Origin of the sequence: Streptomyces sp. NPDC092296, from assembly GCF_044755465.1 — a bacterium.
Classification (GTDB): Bacteria; Actinomycetota; Actinomycetes; order Streptomycetales; family Streptomycetaceae; genus Peterkaempfera.
The window spans coordinates 1,490,415-1,510,004 of sequence record NZ_JBIVRB010000001.1 but is presented as its reverse complement, the minus strand read 5'-3'; the positions used below and the strand labels follow the sequence as shown (position 1 = coordinate 1,510,004).

The 19,590-nt window shown below is 75.0% G+C and carries 15 protein-coding genes; 10 read left to right on the top strand and 5 right to left on the bottom strand.

Going from position 1 to position 19,590, the window contains the following annotated elements:
• Positions 1 to 16 precede the first annotated feature (16 nt).
• Positions 17 to 526, top strand: coding sequence for a MarR family winged helix-turn-helix transcriptional regulator (locus tag ACIQGZ_RS06980; protein ID WP_402599778.1), 510 nt, complete (start codon positions 17 to 19; stop codon positions 524 to 526).
• 9 nt (positions 527 to 535) lie between these two features.
• Here the strand turns inward: ACIQGZ_RS06980 and meaB are convergent, their stop codons facing one another.
• Both meaB and ACIQGZ_RS06970 read right to left on the bottom strand, forming a co-directional pair.
• Positions 536 to 1,510: a methylmalonyl Co-A mutase-associated GTPase MeaB gene (gene meaB / locus ACIQGZ_RS06975; protein WP_402599777.1), complete on the bottom strand. Its 975-nt coding sequence runs from the start codon at positions 1,508 to 1,510 to the stop codon at positions 536 to 538.
• Positions 1,511 to 1,625: 115 nt separating this feature from the next.
• Entirely contained in the window at positions 1,626 to 2,828 is a 1,203-nt protein-coding gene (locus ACIQGZ_RS06970; RefSeq protein ID WP_402599776.1) for an acetyl-CoA C-acetyltransferase, read from the bottom strand.
• A 371-nt stretch (positions 2,829 to 3,199) separates the two neighbouring features.
• Here ACIQGZ_RS06970 and mce point away from each other — a divergent pair, with 371 nt between their 5' ends.
• The 7 genes from mce to ACIQGZ_RS06935 all read left to right on the top strand — a co-directional run bounded on the left by mce (position 3,200) and on the right by ACIQGZ_RS06935 (position 13,253).
• Entirely contained in the window at positions 3,200 to 3,640 is a 441-nt protein-coding gene (gene mce / locus ACIQGZ_RS06965; RefSeq protein ID WP_402599775.1) for a methylmalonyl-CoA epimerase, read from the top strand.
• Between the two features lie 623 nt (positions 3,641 to 4,263).
• Positions 4,264 to 8,289 carry a hypothetical protein gene (locus ACIQGZ_RS06960; RefSeq protein ID WP_402599774.1) on the top strand — a complete coding sequence of 1,342 codons (4,026 nt, stop codon included), beginning with the start codon at positions 4,264 to 4,266 and terminating at the stop codon, positions 8,287 to 8,289.
• 105 nt (positions 8,290 to 8,394) lie between these two features.
• The gene (locus ACIQGZ_RS06955; RefSeq protein WP_402599773.1) at positions 8,395 to 9,327 is read left to right on the top strand and encodes a cellulose-binding protein; all 933 of its coding nucleotides are present in this window, start codon (positions 8,395 to 8,397) and stop codon (positions 9,325 to 9,327) included.
• Between the two features lie 193 nt (positions 9,328 to 9,520).
• On the top strand, positions 9,521 to 10,525 hold the full coding sequence (locus tag ACIQGZ_RS06950; protein WP_402599772.1) for an ABC transporter ATP-binding protein: 1,005 nt from the start codon (positions 9,521 to 9,523) through the stop codon (positions 10,523 to 10,525).
• Position 10,526: 1 nt separating this feature from the next.
• Positions 10,527 to 11,291: an ABC transporter permease gene (locus ACIQGZ_RS06945; protein WP_402599771.1), complete on the top strand. Its 765-nt coding sequence runs from the start codon at positions 10,527 to 10,529 to the stop codon at positions 11,289 to 11,291.
• Between the two features lie 123 nt (positions 11,292 to 11,414).
• A complete protein-coding gene (locus tag ACIQGZ_RS06940; RefSeq protein WP_402599770.1) occupies positions 11,415 to 12,455 on the top strand; it encodes an ABC transporter ATP-binding protein in 1,041 nt (346 codons plus the stop codon).
• Between the two features lie 3 nt (positions 12,456 to 12,458).
• Positions 12,459 to 13,253, top strand: coding sequence for an ABC transporter permease (locus tag ACIQGZ_RS06935; protein WP_402599769.1), 795 nt, complete (start codon positions 12,459 to 12,461; stop codon positions 13,251 to 13,253).
• 41 nt (positions 13,254 to 13,294) lie between these two features.
• Here ACIQGZ_RS06935 and ACIQGZ_RS06930 read toward each other — a convergent pair whose 3' ends face one another.
• Positions 13,295 to 13,618 carry an ATP/GTP-binding protein gene (locus ACIQGZ_RS06930; protein ID WP_402599768.1) on the bottom strand — a complete coding sequence of 108 codons (324 nt, stop codon included), beginning with the start codon at positions 13,616 to 13,618 and terminating at the stop codon, positions 13,295 to 13,297.
• Between the two features lie 323 nt (positions 13,619 to 13,941).
• Between ACIQGZ_RS06930 and ACIQGZ_RS06925 the strand changes: the two genes are divergently transcribed.
• Positions 13,942 to 15,228 carry an LLM class flavin-dependent oxidoreductase gene (locus ACIQGZ_RS06925; RefSeq protein ID WP_402600012.1) on the top strand — a complete coding sequence of 429 codons (1,287 nt, stop codon included), beginning with the start codon at positions 13,942 to 13,944 and terminating at the stop codon, positions 15,226 to 15,228.
• Positions 15,229 to 15,280: 52 nt separating this feature from the next.
• Here ACIQGZ_RS06925 and ACIQGZ_RS06920 read toward each other — a convergent pair whose 3' ends face one another.
• Positions 15,281 to 15,673, bottom strand: coding sequence for an SCO5389 family protein (locus ACIQGZ_RS06920; RefSeq protein ID WP_402599767.1), 393 nt, complete (start codon positions 15,671 to 15,673; stop codon positions 15,281 to 15,283).
• Between the two features lie 515 nt (positions 15,674 to 16,188).
• Between ACIQGZ_RS06920 and nucS the strand changes: the two genes are divergently transcribed.
• Positions 16,189 to 16,848, top strand: coding sequence for an endonuclease NucS (nucS, locus tag ACIQGZ_RS06915; RefSeq protein WP_402599766.1), 660 nt, complete (start codon positions 16,189 to 16,191; stop codon positions 16,846 to 16,848).
• Between the two features lie 17 nt (positions 16,849 to 16,865).
• Here nucS and ACIQGZ_RS06910 read toward each other — a convergent pair whose 3' ends face one another.
• Positions 16,866 to 19,199, bottom strand: a complete 2,334-nt coding sequence (locus ACIQGZ_RS06910; protein ID WP_402599765.1) for an ATP-binding protein — start codon at positions 19,197 to 19,199, stop codon at positions 16,866 to 16,868.
• Between the last annotated feature and the right edge of the window lie 391 nt (positions 19,200 to 19,590).

The window sequence follows — 19,590 nt, the reverse complement described above, 5'->3', positions numbered from 1 at the left end:
CCGTTACCATGGCTTCATGGACAGCCCCAGCGCATCCCCGGCAGTCGGCCCCGGAGCCGACGAGGAGACTCCCTGGCTCACCGCCCAGGAGCAGCGGCTCTGGCGTGCCCACCTCGATGTGAGCAGGCTGCTGGAGTACCAGTTGGGGCGCGAGCTGCAACCGTACGGCCTGGCGATGAACGACTACGAGATCCTGGTCGTGCTCTCCGAGGAGCCCAAGCGCCGGATGCGGATGACCGACCTGGCGACGGCCACCCTCCAGTCCAAGAGCCGGCTGTCGCACCAGGTCACCCGGATGGAGAAGGCCGGCCTGCTGGTCCGCGAGGGCTGTCCCGGCGACCGGCGCGGGCTGTACGCGGTCCTCACCGACGCGGGGTGGGAGACGCTGCGCAAGGTCGCCCCGGCGCATGTGCGCAGCGTCCGCCACCACTTCGTCGACCGCTTCGACGCCGACCAGGTCTCCGCGCTGTACGAGGCGCTGGCCCCGGTCGCCGAGCATCTGCGCGCGCTGCGCGGCCGGGGCTGAGCCGGGCGCTCAGGCGCCGGCGGGCCCGGTGCTCGCGGTGACCCCCTCGACCAGCTCGTCGGCGGCGGCGTACGGGTCCAGGGTGCCGGCGGCCACCCGCGCGGCCAGTGCGTCCAACCGCCGGTCGCCGTGCAGGTCACCGATCCGGGCCCGCAGCGCCGCCACCGCGATGGCCTCGACCTCGGCGGCGGCCCGGCGGCGGCGGCGCTCGGCCAGTTCGCCGCCCGCCTCGGCCCAGGCGCGGTGCTTCTCCAGCACCTCGACCAGCTCGTCCACCCCCTGGCCGCGCGCGGCCACGGTCTTCACGATCGGCGGCCGCCAGTCGCCGGGCCGCCGGGCCTCGCCCAGCGCCAGCATGTGGCCCAGCTCGCGGGCGGTGGCGTCGGCGCCGTCCCGGTCGGCCTTGTTGACCACGAAGACGTCACCGATCTCCAGGATGCCCGCCTTGGCCGCCTGGATGCCGTCGCCCATCCCCGGGGCCAGCAGCACCACGGTGGTGTCGGCCTGCGCGGCCACCTCCACCTCGGACTGCCCCACGCCGACGGTCTCCACCAGGATCACGTCGCAGCCCGCCGCGTCCAGCACCCGCAGTGCCTGCGGCGCCGCCCAGGAGAGCCCGCCCAGGTGGCCCCGGGTGGCCATGGAGCGGATGTAGACCTCCGGGTCGGTGGCGTGGTCCTGCATCCGCACCCGGTCGCCGAGCAGCGCCCCGCCGGAGAACGGCGAGGACGGGTCGACGGCCAGCACCCCCACCCGGCGGCCGCGCGCGCGGAACGCGCTGACCAGCGCGGCGGTGGTGGTGGACTTGCCGACGCCGGGCGAGCCGGTCAGCCCGACCGTGTAGGCGCGCCCGGTGTACGGGGCGAGCGCGGCCATGGCCTCCCGCAGCTGCGGGGCGGCGTTCTCCACCAGTGAGATCAGCCGGGCCACCGCCCGGGGCCCGCCGCCGCGCGCCTGCTCCACCAGTGCCGGTACATCGATCATGTACGTCGTCTTCTCCAGGGCGAGGGGGTCTCTCCGGGGCGAGGGGTACGCCGGTCGGGGTACGCCGGGTCGGGGTGCACCGCGGCGGCGCACCCCGACCGTACGTCGCGGCCGGTCAGGCCCGGGGCACCCGGACGATCAGGGCGTCGCCCTGGCCGCCGCCGCCGCAGAGCGCGGCTGCGCCGACGCCGCCGCCCCGGCGCTTCAGCTCCAGCGCCAGGTGCAGCACCAGGCGGGCGCCGGACATGCCGATCGGGTGGCCGAGCGCGATGGCGCCGCCGTTGACGTTGACCTTGTCGGCGCCGACGCCCAGGTCCTTCATGGACTGCACGGCGACGGCGGCGAACGCCTCGTTGATCTCGATCAGGTCGAGGTCGTCGACGGTCAGGCCCTCCTTGCCCAGCGCGTGGGCGATGGCGTTGGACGGCTGGGACTGCAGCGAGTTGTCGGGGCCGGCCACATTGCCGTGCGCGCCGATCTCGGCCAGCCACTCCAGGCCCAGCTCCTCGGCCTTGGCGCGGCTCATCACGACCACGGCGGCGGCGCCGTCGGAGATCTGCGAGGAGCTGCCGGCGGTGATGGTGCCGTCCTTGGCGAAGGCGGGGCGCAGCCGCCCGAGCGACTCCACGGTGGTCTCGGCGCGGATGCCCTCGTCCTGGCTGAAGACCACCGGGTCGCCCTTGCGCTGCGGGATCTCCACCGGGGTGATCTCGGCGTCGAAGAGGCCGTTCTTCTGGGCGGCGGCGGCCCGCTGGTGGGAGCGCGCGGCGATCTCGTCCTGCTCGGCCCGTCCGATGCCCAGCCGGGTGTTGTGCTGCTCGGTGGACTCGCCCATGGCGATGTTCTCGAAGGCGTCGGTGAGGCCGTCGTACGCCATGGCGTCCAGCAGCTGCACCGCGCCGTACTTGTAGCCCTCGCGGGACTTCGGCAGCAGGTGCGGCGCGTTGGTCATCGACTCCTGGCCGCCGGCCACCACGATGTCGAACTCGCCGGCCCGGATCAGCTGGTCGGCCAGCGCGATGGCGTCCAGCCCGGAGAGGCAGACCTTGTTGACGGTCAGCGCCGGGACGCTCATCGGGATGCCGGCCTTGACGGCGGCCTGGCGGGCCGGGATCTGGCCGGCGCCGGCCTGGAGCACCTGGCCCATGATCACGTACTGCACCTGCTCGCCGCCGATGCCGGCCCGGTCCAGCGCCGCCTTGATGGCGAAGCCGCCGAGGTCGGCACCGGAGAAGCCCTTGAGCGAGCCGAGCAGGCGGCCCATCGGGGTGCGCGCACCCGCGACGATGACGGAGGTGGTGCCGGCGGATCGAGTCATGGAACGAGCCCCTTCGCACGTCATGGCTGTGGGCCCCGGCGCGCACCGGTTCGAGCCGGCGGCCCGGTCGTTCCGGCGGGTCGGGCGGCGGCAACCGGACGCGGGCAGGGCCCGGGTGAGGGTTTCCGCCCAATGTACTGAGCCGTAACCCTGCCGTCATCGCGGCGGGGATGTGATCAGGGGCACGTCTCCGGCCGGTTTTCGGCCTGGCCGGGCCGGCCGGTCGCGCACCCGTCAATCCAGTATGGGTCCACTCGGGTGAATCCGGGCGTACGGACTGTGAGCAGACTCGCAAGCCGTCCCACTGGCCGCCGCGCCGTCGGATGCGCTGGACTGGACACCGACTCGTTCCCCGACCATCGGAGACCGCCGTGCTGACCCGAATCGACCACATCGGCATCGCCTGCTTCGATCTGGACAAGACCGTGGAGTTCTACCGGGCCACCTACGGCTTCGAGGTGTTCCACACCGAGGTGAACGAGGAGCAGGGCGTGCGCGAGGCCATGCTGCGGATCAACGGCACCGACGACGGCGGCGCCTCCTACCTGCAACTGCTGGAGCCGGTCCGGGAGGACTCCACCGTCGCCAAGTGGCTGGCCAAGAACGGCGAGGGGGTGCACCACATCGCCTTCGGCACGGCGGACGTGGACGCCGAGGCCGCCGCCGTCCGGGACAAGGGGGTGCGGGTGCTGTACGACGAGCCGCGCACCGGGTCGATGGGCTCGCGGATCACCTTCCTGCACCCCAAGGACTGCGGCGGGGTGCTCACCGAGCTGGTCACCGCCGCCCCGCCGACGCCCGGGGAGCACTGAGCCCGGCCATCCTTCACCATTTCCCCACTCCTTCATCGTTTCCACACAAGGAGTGGTCCTTCCGGGGCCGCACACCCCGGCGGACCCCCGCCGACCGGCCGGTAACCAGCGAAAAAGCCGCAGGGGGACGGTGCGGTCCGCCTCCGCCCGACTACAATGCCCGGGTGCGCCGAAGTCCGTCGGGAACGGGCCGTTGGGGCGCAGGCCGGCAGGCGCGCGGACGTAAGGGGACGAGCAAGGCAGCAGCGTGCGGGCGGCGGACGGTGTCCGGCGGCGGAAGCGCCACCGGGGAGCCGCACCGGGGAGGACGACCGACGGGCCGACGTGCGGCCCGCGAGGTCACGCGGTCGGCAGTCGGAAGCTGAAGGCCGCACGGGAATCTGTCACCATTCTCCGGAAGGCAAACAGTTCGTCGCGGAGTTCACCCGGTCGGCGGAGCGGCAGCAGGACAGCCGCCTCCCGGTCAGGACGCTCCGACCGTGGCGGAGGGCCCCTCATGATCCGGGGGTGCCGTCCACCGGCCGCGGGTGCAAGGGCCCGCCGGGGCCGATCCCAGTCAAGGCAAGGGAATCGGAACACCGCGCGGGTCGAGGACGCGACCAGGAGATGGATGGGACCGCGGAGTGCGGGGCTACGACCGCTACGAGGTTGACGATCACCTCTCCAAGTTCGAGGCCGAGATGGATCGGCTTCGTACGGAGCGGGACAAGGCCGTCGAGCATGCCGAGGACCTCGGCTACCAGGTGGAGGTCCTCCGGGCCAAGCTGCACGAGTGCCGTCGGCAGCTGGCCCAGCCGCGCGCCTTCGACTCCGTGGCGGGGCAGGCCGAACAGCTGCTGCGCAACGCCGAGATGCAGGCCCAGCAGCTGCGCGCGGACGCCGAACGGCAGCTGCGCGAATCCCAGGCGGCCACCCAGCGGCTGATGGCGGAGGCCGCCGAGCGCAGCGCCCGCCTCGAAGCCGAGATGCAGGCCGAGGCCCAGGCCCGCCGGCAGCGGCTGGAGGAGGAGCTGGCCGAGCTGCGGCGCAACGCCGAACGGCACGTCAGCGAGAACGTCAACTGGGCGGAGCAGGCCCGCGCCGGCACCGAGCAGGAGGCCCAGCGGCTGCTCCAGGAGTCCCGGCTGGAGGCCGAGCGGCTGCTCGCCGCCGCCCGCGCCGAGGCCGCCGCCGTCTCCGACCAGGCCCGCGCGCAGACCGCCGCCGACGTGGAGTCCACCCGCGCCGACGCCGAGCGGGTGCTGCAACGCGCCCAGCACCAGGCCGAGCGGCTGCTCAAGGCCGCCGCCGACCAGGCCCAGGAGGCCGCCTCGCAGGCCGAGCGGCTGCGCGGCAGCGCCGCCGACGAGGCGGAGAGCCGGCTCGCCGCCGCCCAGGGCGAGATCGAGCGGCTCACCCAGGAGGCCGCCGCCGCCAAGGCCCAGGCCGAACAGGCCCTGGCCCAGGCCCGCGCCGAGCTGGAGCAGCAGCGCGCCGAGGCCGAGCGGCTGCGCGCCGAGGCCACCACCGAGGCCGAGCGGGCCCGCCGCGAGGCGGCCGAGCTGCGCGCCGAGGCCGAGCGGGCCGCCGAGCAGCTCCAGGCCGACGCCGAGGCGGCGGCCGAGCGCCGGGTCGCCGACACCGAGGCGGCGGGCGAGCAGCGCACGCTGACCGCCAAGGCAGAGATCGCCCGGATGGTGGCCACCGCCACCAAGGAGGCCGAGCGGATCAAGGCCGAGGCCGCCGCCGCCCGCACCGCCGCCGCCGAGGAGGCCGAGCGGCTGCGCGCCGAGGCCGAGGCCACCGCCGAGACGCTGCGCGCCGAGGCCTTGGAGCAGGGCCGCAGCGAGGGCGCCAAGGACGCCACCGTGCACCTGGCCAAGGCCGCCCGCACCGCCGAGGACGTCGTCGCCCGAGCCGGCGCCGAGGCCGAGGCCACCCGTGCGGAGGCCGCCGCCGAGGCCGAGCGCATCCGCGCCGAGGCCAAGACGGAGGTCGAGCGGCTGCGCGCCGAGGCGCAGGCCGCCGCCGAGCAGACCCAGAGCGCCGCGCTGGACGAGACCGCGGACATCCGCGCCCGTATCCAGGAGCACCAGGACGAGGCGGCCCGGCTGCGCGCCGAGGCCGAGCAGCTGCGGGCGGACGCGGCCGCCGAGGCCGAGCGGGCCCGCAGCGAGGCCCGCCGCCAGGCCGTGGTGCAGATCGAGGAGGCCGCGCACAGCGCGGAGGAGCTGCTGACCCGCGCCAAGACGGACGCCGATGAGTTGCGGTCCGGCGCCGCCGCCGAGGTGGAGCGGCTGCGCGAGCAGGCCAAGGAGCGGGCCGCCGAGATGCAGTCCCGGGCCGAGCAGGTGCTCGCCCGAGCCCGTACCGAGTCCGAGAAGATCACCGCCGAGGCGGAGCAGGCACGCGGGCAGGTGGTGGCCGCCGCCGAGCAGGAGGCCGCCGAGCTGGCCCGGCAGGCCGCCGAGCAGACGGCGGCGCTGCGCCGGGAGGCCGAGGAGTTCGCGGCCCGGGTGCGGGCCGAGGCCGACAGCGCGGCGCAGGCGCACCGCGGCGAGGCCGAGGCGTATGCGCAGGGGCTGCGCGAGGAGTCCCGGCAGGAGCGGGAGGAGGCCGCCGCCGGTCTGGTGCGCGAGCGCACCGAGGCCGAGCAGCTGCGGGCCGCCGCCGCGCTGGCCGCCGAGGAGGCCGAGCGGGCCGCCGCCGCACTGGCCGAGCAGTCGGCGCGGGAGGCCGCGCGGACCAGGGCCGAGGCCGCCGCCGAGGCGGACGAGCTGCGGAACCGGGTCGCCGCCGAGGTCGCCGCCGCCCGGGTCGGCGCGGAGAGCGAGGCCGTCCGGCTGCGCGCCGAGGCGCAGGCCGAGGCCGAGCGGCTGCGTACCGAGGCCGAGGCGGAGACCGCCCGGCTGCGCGAGGAGGGCCGCCAGGCGCAGGAGACCGGCGAGCAGTTGGCCGCCGAGCTGCTGGCCGAGGCGGAGGCCCGCGCTGCGGCGCTGGCCGCCGAGGCCGAGCAGGACCGCACCGCCGCCCGCGCGGAGGCCGCCAGGCTGACCGCCGAGGCGGCCGAGCAGCTGGAGCAGGCCCGCGCGGAGTCCGGGCGCACCCTGGGCGAGGCCGAGCGGCGCGGCGCGGCGCTGGTCGCCGCCGCCGAGGACGAGGCCGCCGAGGTGCGGCAGTCGGTGGCGGGGCTGTACGAGTCGGCCGAGAAGCAGACCAGGCAGCTGCGGGCCGACGCCGAGCGGGAGTCCGCCGAGCTGCGGGCCGTGGCGGCCCGGGAGACCGGGGAGCTGCGCGAGGCCGCCGACCGGGAGACCGCCGAGCTGCGGGAGCGGGCCGCCGCCGAGATCGCCCGGCTGCGTGAGGAGGCCGCCGAGGCCGCCGCGCGGCTGCGGGCCGAGGCGGACGGCTACGCCGCGCGGGTGCGGGCCGAGGCCGAGGCGGAGCGGGAGTCGGCCGACGGGTACGGCCGCGAGCAGCGCGCGGCGGCCGACGCGGACGCCGTCCGGCTGCTGGCCGAGGCCGAGGAGCTGGCCGCCGTGGCCAGGGCCGAGGCGGAGGAGTACGCGGTCGCCACCAGGACCGCCGCCACCCGGACGCTCTCCGAGGCGGAGGAGCGGGCGGCGGCGCTGGTCCGGCAGGCGCGGGCGGACGCGGAGGCGCTGGGCCAGGAGGCGCAGACGGCGGCGCTGGCCACCACCGCCGCCGCCGAGGAGCAGGCGGACGCCATGGTGGCCGCCGCCCGCAAGGAGGCGGACCGGCTGGTCGCCGAGGGCACCGCCGAGGGCCGGGCCGCCGTGGAGCGGGCGCGGGCCGACGCGGACGCGCTGCTGGCGGAGGTCCGCCGGGACTCCACCGCGATCCGGGAGCGCGCCGAGGAGCTGCGCGACCGTACCGACGCGGAGGTCGAGGCGCTGCACGAGCGGGCCCGCAAGGAGGCCGCCGAGGCGTTGAAGTCGGCGGGCGAGCGGGTCGACAAGCTGGTGGCCGCCGCGCAGGAGCAGCTCACCGAGGCGGAGGAGCAGGCGGTGGAGACCGTGGCGGAGGCCGAGGAGCGGGCCGCCGCGCTGGTCGCCGCCGCCGAGGAGCGGGCGTCCGAGCTGGCCTCGGAGGCGTCGGCCGAGGCCAGCAAGGTGCGGATCGCCGCGGTGCGCAAGGCCGAGGGCCTGCTCAAGGAGGCCGAGCAGAAGCTCGCCGACTCCGCGGCGGAGGCCGAGCGCCGGCGGACCGAGGCCGACCAGCAGCTGACGGCCGCCCAGGAGGAGGCCGAGGAGCGGTTGGACAAGGCGTCGGCCGAGGTGGAGAAGCGGCTCCGGGAGGCGGCCGAGCAGGCCGCCGAGGAGCTTCGTCTCTCGCGCGAGGAGGCGGAGCAGATCGTCGCGGACGCCCGGGTGGAGGCCCAGCGCGCCACCGAGACGGGCCGCCGGGAGCTGGACGAGCTGGTCCGGCGGCGCAAGGACATCAACACCGAGATCGCGCGCGTCCAGGACGTGCTGTCGGCGCTGGAGGCTTTCGAAGCCCCGTCAGCCGCTGGTCAGCGCAACGGGGGAGGCAGTACGAGCAAGGCTGGCGGCGGCGCCGGAGGCCGCGACGGGGGCGCCAGAGCGGGAGCCGGGGCGGGCTCCGCCCGGTCGGGTGGGAAGCGGGCTGACGGCTCGCCACCCGATTGAGCGGACATTCTCCATCAACCGTCGGCTTCTGCTCGATGACACTCCGGTTTCGTGCCAGGATTCCCCCTATCACCTCACCGGTCTTACGACAGGAACCCCATCCCCATGAGCGACACTCACTCTCCGCACGGATTTGACCTCGTGCGCCGCGGGTACGAGCGCGCCCAGGTCGACGAGCGCATCACCAAGCTGGTCAGCGACCGGGACAGTGCCCTCTCCCGTATCTCGGCGCTGGAGAAGCGCATCGAGGAGCTGCACCTCGAGACGCAGAACGCGCAGGCCGCCGTCACCGACGCCGAGCCCTCCTACGCCGGCCTGGGCGCCCGCGTGGAGAAGATCCTGCGGCTCGCCGAGGAGGAGGCCAAGGATCAGCGCGACGAGGCGCAGCGGGCCGCCGAGCAGCACCGCGAGCTGGCCGAGGCCGCGGCGCAGCAGGTGCGCTCCGAGGCCGAGACGTACGCCAAGGACCGCAAGGCCAAGGCGGAGGACGAGGGCCAGCGCATCGTCGAGAAGGCGAACAGCGATGCCGCCCAGCTGCGCGCCGAGGCCACCAAGGACGCGCAGAACAAGCGCGAGGAGGCCGACGCCCTCTTCGAGGAGACCCGCGCCAAGGCCGCGCAGGCCGCCGCCGACTTCGAGACCAACCTGGCCAAGCGCCGCGAGCAGTCCGAGCGCGACCTGGCCGCCCGTCAGGCCAAGGCCGAGAAGCGGCTGGCCGAGATCGAGCACCGGGCGGAGCAGCTGCGCCTGGAGGCGGAGAAGCTGCGCACCGACGCCGAGCGCCGGGCCCGCCAGACGGTGGAGACCGCGCAGCGCCAGGCCGAGGACATCGTGGCGGACGCCAACGCCAAGGCCGACCGGGCCCGCAGCGAGTCCGAGCGGGAGCTGGCGGCGCTGACCAACCGCCGCGACAGCATCAACGCGCAGCTGACCAACGTCCGGGAGATGCTGGCCACGCTGACCGGCGCGGCGGTGGCCGCGGCCGGTTCGTCCGACGACGACCTGGGTCGCAGCCTGCCCGCGCAGCAGAGCCGCTGACCGCCTGTGCCGTTCCTGGCGACCTCCCCGGCCCGTGGTGCGCGGCCGGGGAGGTCGGCGTTCCGGTGTACGGCCCGGACGGGCCGGTCCCGGGGGCGTTCCGCCACACCGCCGATCGGATCGGCGGGCCGGTGGCCTAGCCTGTCTCCGGGGGCTGGGCCCGGCCACCGACGCCGCCAGGAAGCGAGCACCGATGATCGAGTTGCATGAGCTGACCAAGCGCTATGGGAGCAAGCTGGCCGTGGACCGGCTCAGCTTCGCCATCCCGCCCGGAGTGGTGACCGGCTTCCTGGGCCCGAACGGCGCGGGGAAGTCCACCACCATGCGGATGATCCTCGACCTGGACCGGCCGACGTCCGGGCGGGTCACCATCGACGGCAAGCGCTATGCGCAGCTGCGCGAGCCGGTGAAGTACATAGGGGCGCTGCTGGAGGCCAAGGCGGTCCACCCCGGCCGTACGGCGTACAACCACCTGCTGTGGCTGGCGCAGAGCAACGGCATCCCGACCCGCCGGGTCGACGAGGTGCTGGGCCTGGTCGGGCTGCACGATGTGGCGCGCAAGCGGTCCGGTGGGTTCTCGCTGGGCATGGGGCAGCGGCTGGGCATCGCGGCGGCGCTGCTGGGCGACCCGCAGATCCTGATGTTCGACGAGCCGGTCAACGGGCTGGACCCCGAGGGCATCCTGTGGGTCCGCAACCTGATGAAGCGGCTGGCCTCCGAGGGCCGTACGGTCTTCGTCTCCAGCCACCTGATGAGCGAGATGGCGCTGACCGCCGACCACCTGGTGGTGATCGGCCGGGGCAAGCTGCTGGCCGACCTGCCGATGACGGAGTTCATCGACCGGAACTCGCGCTCGGTGGTGCGGGTGCGCACCCCGCAGCCGGAGCAGCTGCTGGATGCGCTCGCCGAGCAGGACATCGTGCCGGAGCGGGCCGAGGACGGCTCGCTGGAGGTGGTGGGCGGCGACGCGGCGCGGATCGGCGAGCTGGCCGCGGCCGCCGGTGTCACGCTGCATGAGCTGAGCCCGCAGCGGGCGTCGCTGGAGCAGGCGTTCATGCAGATGACCGCGGAGTCGGTGGAGTACCAGGCCGGCGGCGAGGGCGGCGGCGCGACCGAGCCGACGACCGGGCCGCCGGCGGCGTGGGGTGCGGACTGGCAGCAGCCGTGGGGCGCCAAGAAGAAGCAGAAGGAGTCCTGACATGGCGGTTTCCCCCGCGGTCCTGCTCTCCGAGTGGACCAAGATCCGTACCGTGCGCTCCACCGCCGTGACGCTGATCGCCGCCTTTGTGGTGACGGTCGGGCTGAGCGCCCTGATCTGCGCCGTCGCCAACAGCAACTTCGACTCCTTCGCGGACAGCTCCACGCCGTTCGACGCCGCCTCCACCAGCTTCGCCGGGATGGTGCTGGGACAGCTCGCGGTGATCGTCTTCGGGGTGCTGGTGGTCGGCAACGAGTACAGCTCCGGCATGATCCGGGTCTCGCTGGCCGCCGTGCCCAAGCGCGGCACGCTGCTGGCGAGCAAGAGCCTGGTGGTGCTCGGCCTGGTGCTGGTGGTCGGCCTGCTGACCAGCTTCGTCTCCTTCCTGCTCGGCCAGGCGCTGCTGGGTTCGCACAGCACCACGCTGGGCGCGCCGCATGTGCTGCGGGCGGTGATCGGGGCCGCGCTCTACATGGCGCTGCTCTGCCTCTTCTCGCTGGGCGTCACCGCGATGCTGCACCACCAGACGCTGTCGCTGGGCATCCTGATGCCGTTCTTCTTCCTGATCTCGCCGATCCTCTCCAGCGTGCCCAAGGTGAAGACGGTGGCCCGGTACTTCCCGGACCAGGCCGGTTCGCGGATCACCTCGGTCTACCAGCCGGCCGACGCGCCGTACGGGCCGTGGGCGGGCCTGGGTATCTGCGCGCTCTGGGTGGTCGCCGCGCTGGTCGGCGGCTGGCTGGTGCTGCGCCGCCGGGACGCGTAGGCATGTACGAATCCTGTTACAGCTGCGGCTGACGGGGCCTCGGGGATCGCGGGGGAGGACGGATGCGTGATGGGGTGAGAGCCCTGTCGCCCTCCCCCGCGAGACCCCCCGTGAGGACCCTGCATGATCGAGGCACACGGCCTCACCAAACGCTACGGCCACAAGACCGCGGTCGAGCAGCTCTCCTTCCAGGTGCGGCCCGGCATCGTCACCGGCTTCCTGGGGCCCAACGGCTCCGGCAAGTCGACCACGATGCGGATGATCCTGGGCCTTGACGCCCCCACCTCGGGCAGCGTCACCATCGGCGGCCTCCCCTACCGGCAGCTGCCCAACGCGGCCCGGACGGTCGGCGCGCTGCTCGACGCCAAGGCCGTGCACGGCGGTCGCAGCGCCCGCAACCATCTGCTGTCGCTGGCCCGGCTGTCCGGCGTCCGCCGGCAGCGGGTGGACGAGGTGCTGGCCATCGTCGGTCTGGCGGAGGTGGCCGGCCGCCGCTCCCGGGGCTTCTCGCTGGGCATGGGGCAGCGGCTGGGCATCGCGGCGGCGCTGCTGGGCGACCCGCAGGTGCTGATGTTCGACGAGCCGGTCAACGGGCTCGACCCGGAGGGCATCCACTGGGTGCGCAACCTGATGCGGCGGCTCGCCGCCGAGGGCCGCACCGTCTTCGTCTCCTCGCACCTGATGAGCGAGATGGCGCTGACCGCCGACCACCTGGTGGTGATCGGGCAGGGCCGGCTGCTGGCCGACCTGAGCGTCAAGGAGTTCATCGACCGGCACTCCACCGGCTTCGCCCGGGTGCGCACCCCCGACGGCGCCGGGGAGCAGCGGGACCGGCTGGCCAAGGTGCTGGCCGACGCCGGGGCCCGTACCGAACCCGAGCAGGACGGCGCGCTGAAGGTCGTCGGGCTGCCGCTGCCGCAGGTCAGCGACCTGGCGTATGAGCACGGCATCCGGCTGCACGAGCTGTCGCCGCACCAGGCGTCGCTGGAGGAGGCGTACATGCGCCTCACCCAGGGCGCGGTGGAGTACCGCTCGGGGATGCCAGCGGTCGCCGGGCCGCCCCCGGGCCCGTACGGCGGGGTACCGGCCCCGCCGCCCGCGCCCGACCCGGACGCGGGCGCCACCCCCTGTGCCGCCGCCCCCGGCCGTGAGAGCGAGGACTGAGCCATGACGTCCGGGACCCTCCCCCCGCCGCCGCTCGCGACCGTGCCCAGGGCGCACCTGGGCCATGCCATCGCCTCCGAGTGGACCAAGATCCGCAGCGTGCAGTCGACCGTCTGGACGCTGCTGCTGATGATCGTCTTCATCGTCGGCATCGGCGGCTTCGCGGTCCTCTACTCCGACGACGGCACGGTCCGCCCCGGCGACGACATCATCTCGCTGGGCTTCGGCGGCTTTCTGATCGGCCAGATCGCGATCATCGCGCTGGGTGTGCTCACCATCAGCTCCGAGTACGGCACCGGCATGATCCGCACCACGCTGACCAACTGCCCGCAGCGGGCCCGGGTGCTCACCGCGAAGGCGCTGGTCTTCTTCGGCCTGGTGTTCGCGCTGGGTACGGCCGCGATCGGCGTCTTCACCGTGCTGGCGCTCGCGGTGCTCGGGAACCAGGCCGGCGGGCAGCCGACGGCGACGCTGCTGCGGACCGTGCTCGGCGGCGGGCTGTACCTGGCCGTGATCGGCCTGATGTCGCTCGCCGTCGGCGCGCTGCTGCGGCACAGCGCCGGCGCCATCACCGCGATGTTGGGCTTCGTCCTGCTGCCGCTGATCCTGGGACTCTTCACCGGCGAGCGGATCGGCGGGCTGCTGATCAAGTACTCCCCGGTGAGCATCTCCGCCGCGCTGTTCGGCGAGGGGCTGGACGAGACCGCCAACGGCTGGCATCTGCTCGGCTGGCTGAGCGGCCTCACGGCGGTGCTGCTGGCGCTGGCCTATGCGATGGTCGCCAAGCGGGATGTCTGACCGCCGGGGGGCGCGCGGCCGGTGCCCCGCGCCCCCGGCGGTCAGTAGCGCGGGGCGCCGCGCCCGCGCAGGATGTTGGAGGCGCGCCGCTCACGGGCGTTCCAGCAGGCCCGGTGCCAGTGCCGCCGGTCCTCCACACCCGCGCCGTACATCGGCCAGGCCACCACATGGCCCACCCCCGGCGGGATCTCCTGGTCGCAGCCGGGGCAGCGGTAGAAGCGGCCGCCGGCGCCGGTGACGGCCCGTACCACCCAGTCCTCGCCCCGGTAGCTCTCGGTGCGCTGCACCAGGGAACCGCCGGCCGGGGCGGTCGGCTCGTCGGGACCGTCGGCGGACCCTCGGGGGCGGTTGCGGCGCGGCGACACGGCAGATTCCCTTCCGGACGGGGGCAGGGGGTTGGGGCGGTTCGGGGCGGTGCTCCGACCTCCAAGCGTAGGGGGTCCGCACAGACCGCATCCGGGGTCCCGCATAGCACGGCCGGTGGCTGAATGTCAGGGAATCCGCCGATTTACATCCGATCCCCTGGCAGATCCGCCATTCCCCGTGCCATTGGCACATGACATGGGTTACTCACGAGGTGACGAGGCGGGGCCGCGGACCCTGCACAACCGAGGGAGACCCGATGACCGACACCCGAGCCGCGACCGCCGTCACCGCGCAGACCGCGGCCGGCGCACCGGTGGACACCATCCGCACCGGGCTGTTCCTGCTGTCCGCGCAGTTCCCCGGACAGCGGCAGACCGAGGCGCTGGAGCGCACGGTGAGCGCGGCGCTGGCGGCCGAGCGGGTCGGCCTGGACAGCGTCTGGCTGGCCGAGCACCACTTCGTGCCGTACGGCGTCTGCCCGGACGCCGCGACCCTGGCCGCGCTGCTGCTCGGCCGCACCCGGCGGATCGGGATCGGCACGGCGGTCAGCGTGCTCTCCACCGCCCACCCGGTGGCACTGGGCGAGCGGGCGGCGCTGCTGCACCTGGTCTCGGGTGGCCGGTTCACGCTGGGGGTCGGGCGCGGCGGCCCCTGGATCGACCTCAGCGTCTTCGGCACCGGGCTGGCCGCGTACGAGGAGGGCCTCCCGGAGCGGCTGGATCTGCTGCTCCGCTGGCTGCGCGGCTCCCGGGTCGGCGCGGACGGCCCGGCGTTCTCCTTCCCGGAGGTGGCGGTGGTGCCCCGGGCCACCGAGCCGCCGATCAGCGGGCCGTGCCCGTCGGCGCACGGCCACCGGCAGCGGCAGCCGCCCGCCCGGTCGGCCTTCCCCCGGCAGCGCTCCGACTCGGTGCGCCCGGACTCCGTACGCCCCGATGCCGTACGTTCGGAAGCCGTCCGTTCTGACGCCGTACGCCCCGATGCCGTACGTTCTGAGGCCGTACGCTCGGAAGCCGTCCGGGCCGAGGCCATGCGTGCCGAGGCCCCCGGACGGGCGGCGGTGCGGCCGGTTCCCGGCACGGGCGGTGGGCCGCCGATGGTGCTGGCCTGCACCTCGCGGGCCTCGGTGCGGCTGGCCGCCGAGCGCGGCCTGCCGATGCTGCTGGGGATGCACTCCGGCGACGACGACAAGCGGGAGATGGTGGCCGCCTACCGCGAGGAGGCCCGCGCCGCCGGGCGCAGCGGCGAGCAGATCGCCCGCGCCGAGGCCGAGCATGTGGCGGCCGGGGTGGCCCAGGTCGCGGACAGCACCGCCGAGGCGCGCGGCATGCTGCTCGCCACCATGCCGGAGTGGTTCCGGCACGGGCTCGGCGCGCACCGTACGGTGGACGGCCGCGAGCGCCGGATGCGCGACCCCCGCGACTACACCGAACTCCTCTGCGACCTGCACGCGGTGGGCACCCCGCAGCTCTGCGCCGACCGGCTGCGGACCACCGCCGAGCGCACCGGCATCCGCCGGTTCGCCCTGCTGGTGGAGGGCTCCGGCGACCGCGCGGCGACGCTGCACAACGTCGCCCGGCTGGGCTCGGAGGTGCTTCCGCTCCTGCGGTGAGGCGGCGCTGCCACGCCGGGGCCGCGGCCGCCTCACCGCAGGAGCGGACCGCTCAGCAGTCGCGAAGCTCGGGGGACTGGTTGAGCAGCTGCGCCCTTACGGAGGTGAAGCGCTCGTAGCGCGCCTCGTTCTCCTCGACAGGGGCGAACACCGCGACCCGGTGGCAGTTCTGGAAGGCGAGCCGGACGCCGAAGTGCCGCTGGAGGGCACCGCGGATGGCGTCGCTCGCCAGGGCGCGCAGCAGCTGGCCGCGCGCCTGCTCGGACGGCGGCGGCACCTGGTTGTCGGCGAAGTCGGCGCCGTCCACCTGGAGCTGGGCGACCAGCGAGCTGATCAGGTCCCAGGCGTAGGGCAGCGAGGTACGGACGCAGTCGACGAATTCCCTCTCGTCGACCTCGCCTCGCTCGGCCTTTTCAAGCAGGGCCGGTGAGACGTCGAGCGACATGGATGCTCCTCTCGCCGTCCCCGGGCGGTCCCGGGGGCGGTGCGGTCTGCGGAATGGTGCCGTGTCGTGCTCAGCCGGTGCCGGATGCGGCCGGTAGCGGACCGCGCCGGCTTGTGCGCCGACCTCACCGGCAGGCTTTCAGGGGACGGTCGATGGCGGGGCCGAATCCTCCGACTCACGCCGAAACGAGGCGCCGGGGCGAGAAGTTGGCGTGAACAGATCGAAAGTCTCGTCCATCACGGTCGCACCCCTCTCACCGGCTCCGTGACACACCGTAAGCCACTGAGCACACAAGTCACCAGGGATCAGCGGCGAGATCCGGACAGCGGGACTCCGCCCCCGCCGGGTGCACGGCTACTGCCAGGGTCGGACCGGACCGGGCGCCATGGGCGGTACTTCCCGCGAATCGCACCGAATGGCCCTGGCGGACCGGGCTCACCGACCGTGCGTCTCGCCACCGCCCGGCCGCGTCACCGAGTACATCGGGCTCCGCCGCGCCCCGTAGGCTGGCACCCATGCGTCTCGTCATCGCCCAGTGCACCGTGGACTACGTCGGCCGGCTGTCCGCGCACCTGCCCTCAGCCAAGCGCCTGCTGATCGTGAAGGCCGACGGGTCGGTCTCCGTCCATGCCGACGACCGTGCGTACAAGCCGCTCAACTGGATGTCCCCGCCGTGCACCGTCAAGCAGGGCGACGGCCTGTGGACGGTGGTCAACAAGGCCGGCGAGAAGCTGATCATCACCCTGGAGGAGGTGCTGCACGACTCCTCGCACGAGCTGGGCGTGGACCCGGGCCTGATCAAGGACGGCGTGGAGGCGCACCTCCAGGAGCTGCTGGCCGACCGGATGGAGGTGCTGGGCGCGGGCTGGACGCTGATCCGCCGCGAATACCCCACCGCCATCGGGCCGGTGGACATCCTGGGCCGGGACGCCTCCGGCGGCACCGTCGCCGTGGAGATCAAGCGGCGCGGCGAGATCGACGGCGTGGAGCAGCTCACCCGCTACCTGGAGCTGCTCAACCGGGACCCGCTGCTGGCACCGGTCAAGGGCGTCTTCGCGGCGCAGGAGATCAAGCCGCAGGCGCGGGTGCTGGCCACTGACCGGGGCATCGGCTGCGTGGTGCTGGACTACGACGGGCTGCGCGGCATCGAGGACGACAAGCTCAAGCTGTTCTGACCCCGGCGGGCGGGCGGTCAGGCGGGTGGGCCGCCGTCCTGCCCCTCGCCGCCGTCCCCGGTGGGCGGGTCCGAGGGAGGCGTCTCCGGCGGGGACGACGGGCTGTCCGGCGGCGGCGTGGTCTTCGGCGGCGTGGTCTTCGGCGGCGGCGAGTCCGGGCTGCTGGTCGCCGGAGGCTTGGTCACCGGAGGCTTGGACGTCGGCTTGGCCGACTTCGTGGGCTTGCCGGTGGCCATGGTCGGGGGCGGGGTGGACGGCGTACCGCTGTGGCTCGCCACGGGGCCGTCCGAGGCGGTCGGGGTGGCGCTCGTGCTCTGCGACGCCGTTGCCGAGGCCGACGCCGAGGTGGTCGGGGTGGCGCCGGGCGAGGCGGTGCCGCTCGGCAGGGAGGTGCCCTCCACGGTGGCACCGAGCGAGGCGCCGAGCGACGGCCGGGTGCTCGCGTCGAGGTCGACGCCGTTCACCGGCGGCCCGGCGCCGTCCACCCGGCCGGGCGCGGTGCTGGTCGGCGCGTCCGGGGCCGGTGAGTCGTCGTGGCCGGTGACCAGCCCCACGACCGTACCCACGACCGCCAGGACGACGACGCCCGCACCCGCCACCGCCATGGCCCGCAGCCGCACGGTGCGCCGGTCGAGGCTCGCGGAGCGGCTGCGCCGCCACGGCAGCTGGCCCGCCCGCCCCGGGAGCGCCCGGGGGGCGGCGCCGCCGAGTTCCGGCGTGGCATTCCCGGCGAGCAGCGCCAGCATCCGCCGGGTGGCGCCGCCGCCCCGGGCGGCGCCCAGCGCGCCGCGCAGCGCCAGCGAGGCGTCGAACTCGGCCCGCGCCTGGTCCTCCGCGCCCATCGCCAGTGCCAGTACGCCCAGTTCATGGCGGAACCACGCCTCGTCCGCGACCGCGCCGACCGCCCGCGCGGCCTCCAGGCCCAGCCGCAGCGTCTGCTCCCACGCCCCCCAGCGCAGCCCCAGCGCGAAGGCGGGCGCGGCGGCGCGGGCCAGCAGCGCCACCGCGCTGTGCCGGCCGGCCTCCCGGTCCGCGAACATGGCGGCGATCAGCACCTCCGCCTCGGCGGCGACCTGACCGGGCGTCACCGAGGAGTGGCCCACCCACCAGGCGAAGTGCTGGGCGATACCGGTCAGCGGCTCCTCGCCCCGCCACTGCGCGGCAAGCGGCGCGCGGACGTCCTGGGCGAGCCGGTGGTGGGCGCCGGCCGGTACGACGAGGCCGCACTCGACCAGCTCGGCCAGCGCCGCCTCGCCCTGGCCGACGTCGAGCAGCGCGGGCAGGTGCGGGGCGGTGGGGCACTCGCCGCCGAGCGCGACGGCGAGCCGCAGCACGGCCCGCGCGGGGTCGGACAGGCCCGTCGACAGCCGGGCGGCGGGGGCGGCGCTCTCCGCGACCGAGGGCAGCGGCAGGGCCCGGCGCAGCGCCTCCTCCCGAACGGCGGGGTCGACGCCCGGCTCGCCGAGGCCGCCGTCCGCGCCGCCGAAGAGGTGCTGCTGCTCCTCGCGGGCGACCGCCAGCGCGTCCGCGGCCGCGTCCCGGTGCCGCAGTACCGCGCCGGCCTGGACGAACCGCAGCGGCAGCCCCTCGGACTCGAACCAGAGGTCCACCGCCCAGACCCGCTCGGTGTCGTCCAGCGGCCGGCCGGCCAGGTCCGCCAGCAGTTCCAGGCAGACGTCCCGGGAGAGGCCGCCGAGCGGGCTCTCGACCAGCCGGCCGCCGGTGCCGGAGGCGGCGATCCCCGGTTCGACGTCCGGCAGGGTGGTGATCAGAAAGGCGCATTCCGGCGCGCTGTCCAGGAGTTCGTCCAGCGCGGCGCCGCCGAACTCCAGGTCGTCCACGACCACCACGGCGCCCACGGCGGCCAGCAGCTCCCGCAGCCGGTCGCGGTCCGGCCGGTGGCCGGGGTCGCGGTGGGTGGCCGCGTACAGGTCCTGCAACAGGTCGGCGGGGGTGCGCCGGTAGCCGGTGAGCCGGATCACGCCGTCGGGGGCGACCCCGGCACTGGCGGCGGCGACCGCGTCCAGCAGCGCGCTGCGGCCGGACCCGGCGATCCCGGTGACGCGTATCGAGCGGCCCTGGGCCAGCAGCCCGCGCAGCCGCTCGACCTCGGCGGCCCGCTCCCGCAGTGCGGCACGGCGGCCGGGCGCGGCGGGCCGGTCGGCGGCGGCCGCGCGCCTCGGCTCGGGCAGCCGGTCGGGCGGGCATAGGCGGGCCTCGGAGCCGTCGGGGCCGCCGACGGTGAGCAGGTACCGGCCGGCCACGATCTCGCCGGTGCTGCGCCGGGCCACCGTCTCGACCGGCTCGGGGAGGACGAAGGCGGGGGTGCCCTCGGCGGCGCGGGCGGCCACCGTGCCGGGGGCCGCGCTGCGGTGAACCGGGCTGTGATGAACCGGGCTGTGATGAACCGGGCTGTGGTGAGCCGGGCTGTGGTGAGCCGGGCTGTCTGGGACCGCCGGGAGGGCGGGCAGCCGGTTCGCGGGGAGGGCGGGCAGATTGCGCCCGTCGGGCTGGGAGTGCCCGGGTGGTGGCTTCATCGTCGTCGCTCCGCAGCTGATCAACCGTGACCGGACCGGTCCGCCGCCCGAGCCGGCAGCGATCTGCGAGTGCGCGGCCGGGCCTCTCGATGGCCGAACCCTAGACCTTTTCGCGCACGCTTCACCAACCCGGGTCGTACACGGGGGGCTGTCGGGGTCGGGCGGTGCGGCCCGGCGGGGGTGCGGCCCGGCGGGGGTGCGCTCA

Excerpts from the sequence above, each read along its gene's own strand:
- ACIQGZ_RS06980 (WP_402599778.1), top strand. The coding sequence starts at position 17 with ATGGACAGCCCCAGCGCATCCCCGGCAGTCGGCCCCGGAGCCGACGAG.
- meaB (WP_402599777.1), bottom strand. The coding sequence starts at position 1,510 with ATGATCGATGTACCGGCACTGGTGGAGCAGGCGCGCGGCGGCGGGCCC.
- ACIQGZ_RS06970 (WP_402599776.1), bottom strand. The coding sequence starts at position 2,828 with ATGACTCGATCCGCCGGCACCACCTCCGTCATCGTCGCGGGTGCGCGC.
- ACIQGZ_RS06955 (WP_402599773.1), top strand. The coding sequence starts at position 8,395 with ATGAGCGACACTCACTCTCCGCACGGATTTGACCTCGTGCGCCGCGGG.
- ACIQGZ_RS06950 (WP_402599772.1), top strand. The coding sequence starts at position 9,521 with ATGATCGAGTTGCATGAGCTGACCAAGCGCTATGGGAGCAAGCTGGCC.
- ACIQGZ_RS06945 (WP_402599771.1), top strand. The coding sequence starts at position 10,527 with ATGGCGGTTTCCCCCGCGGTCCTGCTCTCCGAGTGGACCAAGATCCGT.
- ACIQGZ_RS06940 (WP_402599770.1), top strand. The coding sequence starts at position 11,415 with ATGATCGAGGCACACGGCCTCACCAAACGCTACGGCCACAAGACCGCG.
- ACIQGZ_RS06935 (WP_402599769.1), top strand. The coding sequence starts at position 12,459 with ATGACGTCCGGGACCCTCCCCCCGCCGCCGCTCGCGACCGTGCCCAGG.
- ACIQGZ_RS06920 (WP_402599767.1), bottom strand. The coding sequence starts at position 15,673 with ATGTCGCTCGACGTCTCACCGGCCCTGCTTGAAAAGGCCGAGCGAGGC.
- nucS (WP_402599766.1), top strand. The coding sequence starts at position 16,189 with ATGCGTCTCGTCATCGCCCAGTGCACCGTGGACTACGTCGGCCGGCTG.